Source organism: Ruegeria sp. CDSC002, from assembly GCF_059610905.1.
The window spans coordinates 134,194-143,767 of record NZ_JBXWOM010000012.1; the positions used below are offsets into that span (position 1 = coordinate 134,194).

The 9,574-nt window shown below is 55.6% G+C and carries 9 protein-coding genes; 8 read left to right on the plus strand and 1 reads right to left on the minus strand.

The features are described from left to right. The 8 genes from AC2FJE_RS19860 to pdeM all read left to right on the plus strand — a co-directional run bounded on the left by AC2FJE_RS19860 (position 1) and on the right by pdeM (position 8,569). A complete protein-coding gene (locus tag AC2FJE_RS19860; protein WP_282169108.1) occupies positions 1-969 on the plus strand; it encodes a type II secretion system F family protein in 969 nt (322 codons plus the stop codon). A gap of 10 nt (positions 970-979) precedes the next feature. Continuing rightward, the gene (locus AC2FJE_RS19865) at positions 980-1,969 is read left to right on the plus strand and encodes a type II secretion system F family protein (protein WP_282169107.1); all 990 of its coding nucleotides are present in this window, start codon (positions 980-982) and stop codon (positions 1,967-1,969) included. Positions 1,970-1,976: 7 nt separating this feature from the next. Next, on the plus strand, positions 1,977-2,558 hold the full coding sequence (locus AC2FJE_RS19870; RefSeq protein WP_282169106.1) for a tetratricopeptide repeat protein: 582 nt from the start codon (positions 1,977-1,979) through the stop codon (positions 2,556-2,558). Between the two features lie 30 nt (positions 2,559-2,588). Next, positions 2,589-3,440, plus strand: a complete 852-nt coding sequence (locus AC2FJE_RS19875; RefSeq protein WP_282169105.1) for a tetratricopeptide repeat protein — start codon at positions 2,589-2,591, stop codon at positions 3,438-3,440. A gap of 3 nt (positions 3,441-3,443) precedes the next feature. Then, a complete protein-coding gene (locus AC2FJE_RS19880) occupies positions 3,444-3,989 on the plus strand; it encodes a prepilin peptidase (RefSeq protein WP_282120047.1) in 546 nt (181 codons plus the stop codon). 116 nt (positions 3,990-4,105) lie between these two features. Beyond that, the gene (locus tag AC2FJE_RS19885; protein ID WP_109313459.1) at positions 4,106-5,413 is read left to right on the plus strand and encodes a DUF8689 domain-containing protein; all 1,308 of its coding nucleotides are present in this window, start codon (positions 4,106-4,108) and stop codon (positions 5,411-5,413) included. A gap of 40 nt (positions 5,414-5,453) precedes the next feature. After that, a complete protein-coding gene (locus AC2FJE_RS19890) occupies positions 5,454-7,865 on the plus strand; it encodes a ligase-associated DNA damage response DEXH box helicase (RefSeq protein ID WP_496761379.1) in 2,412 nt (803 codons plus the stop codon). Between the two features lie 41 nt (positions 7,866-7,906). After that, positions 7,907-8,569, plus strand: a complete 663-nt coding sequence (gene pdeM / locus AC2FJE_RS19895; RefSeq protein ID WP_496761380.1) for a ligase-associated DNA damage response endonuclease PdeM — start codon at positions 7,907-7,909, stop codon at positions 8,567-8,569. Between the two features lie 2 nt (positions 8,570-8,571). Here pdeM and AC2FJE_RS19900 read toward each other — a convergent pair whose 3' ends face one another. Next, a complete protein-coding gene (locus AC2FJE_RS19900) occupies positions 8,572-9,234 on the minus strand; it encodes a LytTR family DNA-binding domain-containing protein (protein WP_496722658.1) in 663 nt (220 codons plus the stop codon). Positions 9,235-9,574 lie beyond the last annotated feature (340 nt).

Genomic DNA, 9,574 nt, shown 5'->3' on the forward strand with positions numbered 1-9,574 from the left:
ATGCAACTGCCCGTAGAGGCTCTTATCTATGTTGTGATCTTCGTCGGAGTTCTTCTCCTGGTCGAGGGCATCTATCTTGTGGCATTTGGCAAGTCCATCAGCCTGAACAGCCGTGTGAACCGGCGTCTGGATATGCTTGAAAAAGGCGTCGGACGCGAACAGGTTCTGGAACAGCTGCGCAAGGAAATGCAGCAGCATATGAAATCCCAGAGCATCCCGCTCTATTCGCTTTTGGCCGACAAGGCACAAAAAGCTGCTATCGCCTTTTCACCTCGCCAATTGATCATGATCATGATGCTGGTTTCTGGATTTGCCTATGTGGGCTTGAGCATCGGCACAGGAACCGAGGTCGTGTTGCGGATTGCGCTGTCGATCGCGATCGGCGTGGGTGGTGTGTATGCTTGGGTAAACAACAAAGCCAAGAAACGTATGGGATTGATGGAAGAGCAACTGCCCGACGCAGTTGAACTGATGGTTCGGTCTCTTCGCGTCGGGAACCCATTTGTTTCGACGATTCAAATTGTTGCCAATGAAGTGCAGGACCCGCTTGGGACGGAATTTGGCGTCATCGCAGATGAATGCGCCTATGGCCGTGACGTCGGTGAAGCCCTGAAAGACATGGCCGAACGGCTGGGGATGCAGGATCTGCGCTTTTTGTCCGTCGCGGTAGGAATTCAGCAACAGGCGGGTGGTAACCTGGCCGAGATTTTGGCGGGTCTGGCCCAGGTTATCCGAGCGCGATTCCGCTTGTTCCGCCGTGTCAATGCGATTACGGCAGAGGCCAAATGGTCCGGCAAGTTCCTGTCTGGCTTCCCCCTATTCTGCCTGTTGTTCATTTTGGTAAAAGATCCGGGCTACTATGACGAAGTTGTGGACCACCCATGGTTCATTCCGATGTGTTTCTTTGTGGGCATCATGCTGACACTGAACCTGATCGTCATGCGCATTCTTACGAATATCAAAGTCTGAGGGCTTGAGTATGGAATTTCTGACCCAAATCAATGAAGTCCTGACCGAGAATTTGGGGCCGTTCGGGCCACTTATCGTAGTTGGGGTTTTGGGCTTGTTCATGATCCTTGTGACCTTGCCACTGATGCTGAACCAGCCTGAGGACCCTCTCAAGAAACTTCAGCGCTCTAATGCGCCCTCCAAGGAAAGCAAAAAGGGCAACAAGGACAAATTGCGACAATCCAGCCGCAACGAGCAGCTTCAGAAATTCGCGAACTTCCTGGAACCACAGAACAAGGAAGAACTGTCCGCGATGGAGCTCAAGTTGCGCCAGGCGGGGTATCAGTCCAAGGACTCGGTCCGCTTTTTCCATTTTGCTCAATTTGCACTTGGTTTGGTCGGCATTTCGATTGGTGTGCTGTTGGTCACGGTTTTTGCCGGTGATCAGGAATTCACACCAGCCCAGATGGCCATGCGCGTCTTGATCCCGGCATGTGCGTTCTACTTCCTACCGCGCTATTGGATCACACGGCGCGTTGCCGAACGACAGGAAGCCATCGTTGCAGGTTTCCCCGACACTCTGGATCTTATGCTGGTTTGCGTCGAAGCCGGTCAGTCGCTGGATCAGGCGATTGTTCGGGTCGCGGCTGAAATGAAAGTCTCTTACCCGGATATTGCCTCGGAATTCGAAGTCGTCGCGCACGAATTGAAGGCGGGTAAGGAAAGGGACAGCGTTCTTAGAGACTTTGGCACTCGTTGCGGCGTTCAGGACGTCAGCTCGTTTGTGACTGTTATGATCCAGTCGGCCACATTTGGTACATCAATCGCCGAAGCCCTGCGGGTTTATGCCGGTGAAATGCGTGACAAGCGGGTAATGCGCGCCGAAGAGGCCGCGAACAAGTTGCCAACCAAAATGACACTTGCCACAATGATGCTGACGGTGCCGCCGTTGCTGGTCATTCTGGTCGGCCCTTCGGCAAAAGGCATCGCGGACTTTGCAAACAGTGGATCCGGTGGATAACGTCCCGATGAATTCAAATTTCAGGTGTATCCGGTTAAGGCTACGCCGCACGTTTCAGGCCACCTTGGTTCTTGCCATGGTGGCCTCTTGTACAGAAACAGGCCTTTCGAACGACCTGGATGCTCCTGGTATCGACCCTAAGGCAGAATCTGTTGATCCGATTACGGTCGGAAACCGGCTGATGGCATCGGGCGAATATGAACTGGCGCTGACATCCTTTTCCCGTGCCGCGCTGGATCAGGGGATGACAACGGAACTCCTGACCTCAATGGGAACTGCGAACCTGGGTCTCAGGCGTTTAGGGCAGGCAGAGGAACTGCTGCGCCGCGCAGTTGAGGATGAGCCTGACTGGCCTATCGTGTGGAACAATCTTGGTGTTGTGCTGATGGAAAAGGCCGAATACCCCGAGGCAGAACAGATGTTCCGGCGCGCCTTTGCTTTGGACAATGGCGAAAGTGACGCAATTTTGGACAATCTGCGCTTAGCACTCGCAAAAATGGAAAATCCTGTTAATACTACCCCGGAAAAACAAGAATATACACTGGAGCAGCAAGGCAACGGGCAATTCAAGCTGCGCAAGCTCCCGTAACATAGGCAAGAGCAGTAAGGGACGCAAAAAATGCGCCAACAATTCTTGATTCCGACGATGGTAGTCTGCGGGATGGTCCTGTCCGCCTGCGAGAAAGAAACCGAAGAAGAAAAGGTAGAACGCACCTATCAGGAGGTGAACGTCATTGACGAAACCAACCTGAACGAGGTTCTTCTGACCGCGGCTGACCCAAACGAGGCTGTAACTTATTTCAAAGGGGCCGCCGCAAAAAACCCCGGCCGGATCGACCTGCAACGGGGCCTCGCGATTTCTCTTACGCGCGCTAAACGCACGACCGAGGCCGCTTCGGCGTGGAAAAAAGTGACGACCATGAAAGGCGCGAGCAACGTCGACCGGGTCGAATACGCCGCCGCATCGGTCCGCGCTGGTGACTGGGCAACAGCCAAGTCGACGCTGGATTCTGTTCCTCCAACCTATGAGACATTCCAACGTTACCGTCTTGAGGCGGTCGTTGCAGACTCCAGTAAAGACTGGAAACGTGCAGATCACTTTTACGAAACAGCCGTTGGTCTGACCACGCGCCCAGGTGGCGTTATGAACAACTGGGGCTACTCCAAGCTATCGCGCGGTGATTACGCCGATGCTGAGAGATTGTTTTCCGAAGCAATCCGTCAGGACAAATCGCTGTTCACCGCCAAGAACAACCTCGTGTTGGCCAGGGCTGCACAGGGGAACTATAACATGCCAGTTGTTCCTCTGACACAAGTTGAGCGGGCCATGCTGCTGAATACAATGGGTATTTCTGCGATCAAACAAGGCGATATCACGACGGCCAAAAACCTGTTCCGTGAAGCCATCGCAACCCACCCCCAGCATTATGAGGAAGCCGTTCGATCGCTTCGCGCGCTTGAAGAGGCCTAATTCATGAATATCCCTGCGACGGCAGCCGCATGGTTTTTGCCGTTTGTGTTGCCGATCTGTTTTTATGTGGCCTTCACCGATCTGCGTAGCATGCTGATCAAAAATCATGCCGTGATCGCTTTGGCCGCGATTTTTGCTGTTGTCGGGTTGATTGCACTGCCACCCTGGGCAACCGAGTGGACGACCGGCAGCGTGGGTCCGATTGCCCTGACACTTCCGCCCTATCTGTGGCAATTGCTGCACATCGTTGTCGTTTTGTTTTTTGGCATCCTGTTGAACGCGGCCGGCGTCATGGGGGCAGGTGATGCCAAGTTTCTGGCTGCCGCCTCAGCCTTTGTCTGGGCCGGTGACTATCTGCTTATGACGCTGATCGCCACTTGCGCCATGCTTGGTGCATATGTGACGCACAGGCTGGCCAAGCACACACGCCTTCGGGCAATCGCCCCGGACTGGGAGAGCTGGGATCGGGGCAAGAAATTTCCGATGGGTTTTCCGTTAGGGGCCAGTTTGGCGATCTATTTGATTTTCGGAACTGTTTCCGGCTCATAAACTATCATCAGTCCGCCTTTTCAATGCCTTTGTGCTGACACAAAGCAGGTTAAGATTTTAACCAAGCAGCCCTTATGGGGCTTTTGGCGTGATTAGTGGATAGACGGGCAACGCTCATGAATATGCAGACGACCTCGGTTATGGCCCCCCCTGCCCCCAAGGGTATGGCCGAAATGAAACTGCCCATCGTGATGATGCGGGACATTCTGCTTAAGACGATATTCCGAAAGAACGTGGATACGGTCACGGAAATCGCGGAAGCGATCTGTTTGCCAGGTGCGGTCACGCAAGAACTTGTAGACATTGCACGCGAACAGAAACTGCTCGAAGCGACGGGCACACTGAACGCCAACAGTGGCAACGAGATGGGCTATCAGCTTACCGATGCCGGCAAAGCCCGTGCACTGGACGCGCTGAGCCAATCTGAATACTTCGGCGCTATGCCGGTTCCGCTGGACGTATACCGGGAACAGGTCAAGCGTCAGTCAATCCGAAATATTCAGGTGACCCGCGATCAGCTAACTGGTGCGATGGGACATCTTGTTCTGCCCGACAGCCTACTGGACCATCTGGGCCCCGCAGTCAGCGCCGGCCGGTCAATTCTGATGTATGGCCCTCCGGGTAACGGTAAATCCTCAATCTCGAACGGTATTCGCGACGCGCTGGGGGACAACGTCTATGTTCCCCGTGCCATCGAGTATGCAGGTCAGGTCATCACGGTCTATGATCCGATCGTCCACACTGCGATCGAACAAGAGGCGGATGACCCCAACAGCCTGCGCCGTCGCAAGCGGTTCGACACACGCTATGTTCAGTGCGAACGCCCGACCGTGGTAACGGGTGGTGAACTTTCGCTTTCAATGCTGGATCTGGTCTACAACCCGACTGCACGTACCTATCAGGCGCCACTGCAGCTGAAATCAACCGGTGGCATCTTCATCGTGGACGACCTTGGTCGTCAGCAGGAACCGCCACAGGCGTTGATCAACCGCTGGATTGTTCCTTTGGAAGAGAACAAGGACATTCTTGGTCTGCAGTCTGGCGAAAAGTTCGAAGTGCCTTTTGACACACTGGTTATCTTCTCGACCAACTTCCACCCAAATGAGATATTCGACCAAGCGGCCCTGCGCCGGATCTTCTTCAAGATCAAGATCGGTGGTCCCGTTCAAGAAGACTTCCTAAAAATCTTTGCAATGGTGGCGCGGAAACGCGGCATGCCGCTGGATGAATCCGCTCTGGTGCATTTGCTGAAGGTCAAATACCCGACCATCAACAACGTCTATGCCAACTATCAGCCGATCTTCCTGATCGACCAGATGATCTCGATCTGCGAATTTGAGGGCATCCCCTATCAGATGAGCCCCGACCTGATCGACAGGGCCTGGGCCAACATGTTCGTCAAAGACGAGGTAATCGTAAATTAACGCCGTGCCATTTCCGGGACAGGCCGGGTAGTCTGCGTTCATGACGCAGATTCCCCCCCGGATCACGGATTGGTTTGACGCCAAAGGCTGGTCCATCCATCCACATCAGCAAGAGATGTTTGACCGGGCTGCGGACCCGGCAACTTTGCTCATTGCGCCGACCGGCGGTGGCAAAACGATGGCCGGTTTCCTGCCGACACTGGCCGAACTGGCGGAAAATGATCGCCCCGGCCTGCACACGCTCTATGTTTCCCCACTCAAGGCTTTGGCCGCCGATATCCGCCGCAACCTGCGCGGCCCGGCGGACGATATTGGCCTGCCCATCCGCATCGAAGACCGAACAGGCGATACCTCGGCCACGCAAAAGAAACGTCAGCGCGTGGACCCTCCGCACATCCTGCTGACCACGCCTGAAAGCCTGGCCTTACTGACGTCGTACGAAGACGCCCCGCGGATGTTTGCAGGCGTCCAACGCGTGATCGTGGACGAAATCCACGCCTTGGCCGAAAGCAAACGAGGCGATCAGTTGATGTTGGCGCTGGCCCGTTTGCAGAGCTTGTGCCCTGACCTGCGACGCGTCGGCCTGTCGGCCACAGTCGAAGACCCCGATGCCATCGCGCAGTTTTTGGCCCGCCACCCCGATCCTTGCAAGATCATTCAGGCTGATCCCGGCCCCGACCCCAATATCCAAATGCTTGAGACGCAAGAGATGCCGCCCTGGTCCGGTGGAGGGGCGGCCTATTCGATCCCTGCGGTGCTGGATCAGATCAAACAACACAAAACCACGCTTATCTTTCACAACACCCGCGCGCAGGCCGAAATATTCTTTCACAACATTTGGCTTGCCAATGATGACGGGCTGCCCATTGGCATTCACCACGGCAGCCTGGATCGGCAACAGCGCGAACGGGTCGAGGCTGCAATGGTCCGCGGTGACCTACGCGCCATTGTTTGCACCGGCAGTCTGGATCTGGGCATCGACTGGGGCGATGTGGATCTGGTGATCCAGATTGGCGCGCCCAAGAACGTAAAACGTCTGGTTCAGCGCATTGGTCGTGCCAACCATCGTTACAACGCCCCGTCCAAAGCCCTATTAGTGCCAGCGAACCGGTTTGAAGTGGTCGAGTGCGTCGCCGCGTTGGAGGCGGCAAAGGCCCATGATCTGGATGGCGAACCGCGCGGACCGGGCCCAAGGGACGTCTTGTGCCAGCATATGCTCATCGCCGCTGCGGCAGGCCCGTTCGATGCAGATGCCCTGTTCACCGAAATGACGGCAGCAGGGCCATATTCCGATCTCAGCCGCGCTGAGTTCGACGCCTGTTTGGATTTCTGTGCAACCGGCGGCTACGCGCTGCGCGCCTATGATCGCTGGCAGCGGCTGTTGCAGCGGCCAGACGGGAAATGGCAGCTAAGAGACCCACGGGCAACACAGCGTATTCGTATGAACCTGGGCACGATACAGGACACAGACACGCTGAAAGTCCGCTTAAAGCGCAATCGCGGGGGCAAACCGCTGGGTGAGGTCGAGGAGGCATTTGCAGCCTCTCTGACGCCCGGAGACACGTTTCTGATCGGCGGACAGATCGTACGGTACGAGGGGCTGCGAGAAATGGTGGTCGAGGTCAGCCGCCGGGCGGACAAGAAGCCCAAGATCGCTACGTTTTCGGGCACCAAGTTCGCGACCTCGACCCAACTCAGCGACCGTATCCTGCGCATGTTCGCTCAGCCGGAGTGGCCACAACTACCTGCTCACACGACCGAATGGTTAGCGTTGCAGCGGGATATGTCCCGATTGCCGCAACGCGACCGATTGTTGATCGAGAGCTTTCCCAATGATGGCCGCGAACATTTATGTGTTTACGGCTTTGCCGGGCGCAATGCGCAACAGACCCTTGGGCTTTTATTGACCAAACGCATGGAGGAAACCGGGCTGGCGCCGCTTGGTTTTGTTGCCACCGACTATGCGACGCTGATTTGGGGCTTGGATGCTGTGACCGACCCAAGCCCATTGCTCCAATTGGACAAACTGCGTGACGGGCTTGAGACATGGCTGGCGGGCAACGCTGTCATGAAACGCACCTTTCGCGCTTCGGCCACAATAGCAGGCCTGATCGAGCGCAATACAGGCGGGCAACGCAAAAGCGGGCGTCAGGCTACGTTTTCCTCGGACATCCTATACGACACGCTGCTGAAATATGACCCCAACCACCTTCTGATGCAGATCACCCGCGAGGAAGCGATGCGCGGTCTGGTGGATTTTGGACGCATCGAAGCGATGATTGAACGAATTGGCGACCGTATCGATCTGGTTCGACTGAACCGGGTCTCTCCGCTTGCTGCACCGTTGTTTCTGGAGGTTGGTAAAGTACCGGTCAAAGGTGCCGCCGAAGAACGCCTGTTGGCCGAGGAAAGCGCCCGGTTGCTACAGGCTGCGGGACTAGACGCGAAGTAATTCAGCTTGCGCCAAGGATCAAAACAGGTGAAGAACGTACCATGAACGAGCTGGCGTTTTCCTTTGCTGAACAAGACCTGCGCGCATTGGGATCTGGTGCGTTGTGGTGGCCAAACCGGAAACTGTTATGCGTCAGCGATCTGCATCTTGGCAAATCCGAACGTATGGCGCGGCGCGGTGGTCCCTCTTTGCCGCCCTATGACAGTCAGGACACTCTGACCCGGCTGGCAGCCGACATCGACAGAACCGGCGCGCAAATTGTCATTTGCCTGGGCGACAGCTTTGACGATTTGGATGCTTTGGCGGCGTTGGGCACCGCCGAGAAGCTTTCGTTGACGGCCCTGCAAGCAGGCCGGCAATGGATTTGGATCGAAGGAAACCACGACCCAGGTCCATTAGATCTGGGCGGAATACATCTGGTGGAATACGCTGTAGGTCCGCTGGTTTTCCGACATATCGCCCAACATGGTGCGCAAGGTGAAGTCTCGGGTCACTACCATCCCAAGACCCGCATCAGGGCACGCGGTCGGACGATCACACGCCCGGTTTTTTTGCTGGATAATTCAAGGCTTATCCTACCGGCCTATGGCACCTATACAGGCGGGCTGCGAAGTTCCGAGAAAGTTCTAAGTGACTTGATGAGCGACCGGGCAATGGCCATCCTGACCGGCCCTCATCCACAAATCATCCCAATGCCACGCTGAGATCATATCAACCCGTCGTCCTCAAGCATCGGCTTATACTTACGGCTAACAGGTATCAAGTCACCGTTCACCAGCTTCAAATAGATTCTGTCGGCCACCTTCTCAGTGCCTATGACTGCGTCATCCACGATCCAATGGGACCGGTGCGCACAATGCCCGCGCAAGGGCTCCATTTCCCCAACCGCATCAGAGAGCCGTAACCGGATCGCAAAGGTGCCCAATGATGTGACCACATCCACATAGTGATTGCGCGAGCTCAGGCGATAAATCTGTCCCTGAAAAGACGCAGGCAACCGTCGCGCAAGCCGCGGTGCCGGGGATGATGGTGGAGCGCTTTTGGGTTCCGCCCGACTGGTCAGAACCAGGCCAGCGGTAAACAAGGCGCTATACCCAATAACCCGCGGGATGCCGGGTGCGGAGTGGCCCCCAATGGAAAACAGAACCACGGCCAGCAACCAAAGGGACGGGATAAACAACAGCAAAACAAACAGCGCGATTGCCAGGTCACGCACTGGCAGGTTCAGAACAGTCCCGGTTTCGCGGATCAGCCTTCGTGCCATCCAGGTCGACGTCACAGCGATGCCCATCACTCCGAACCAAAACAAGAACCTTATGACAAACGGCAAATCAGACATCTGGAACGGCGGAAAAGCGTAAGCCAGCATAGGAAGGAAAAACGCTCCGGCCACCACACGTTGTGGGCTGCACAGGCTTAAGATGGGTCTTAGCTTTGAAGTCATACCATATCAAAAACCACTTTCAGGGACCCAGCCAAAAGCCCCGGAAAGCTAACATTCACAAACTGTAAACGGCTGGGATATCCCGGCTACCACGCCCCATTCAGACATTCAAACCTTAAAGGGGGGAATTTTAGCCCGTTGACATCATGGTCAAATTTGGCGCTTGGACAATTTACCGGTTTCGTTGAGGCGCATTTTTTGCGCCCCAACGGTATGCTCAGGCTGTGAGGCCTTCTGGTTCTGGCAGTTTGTTTGCGCGGCAGCA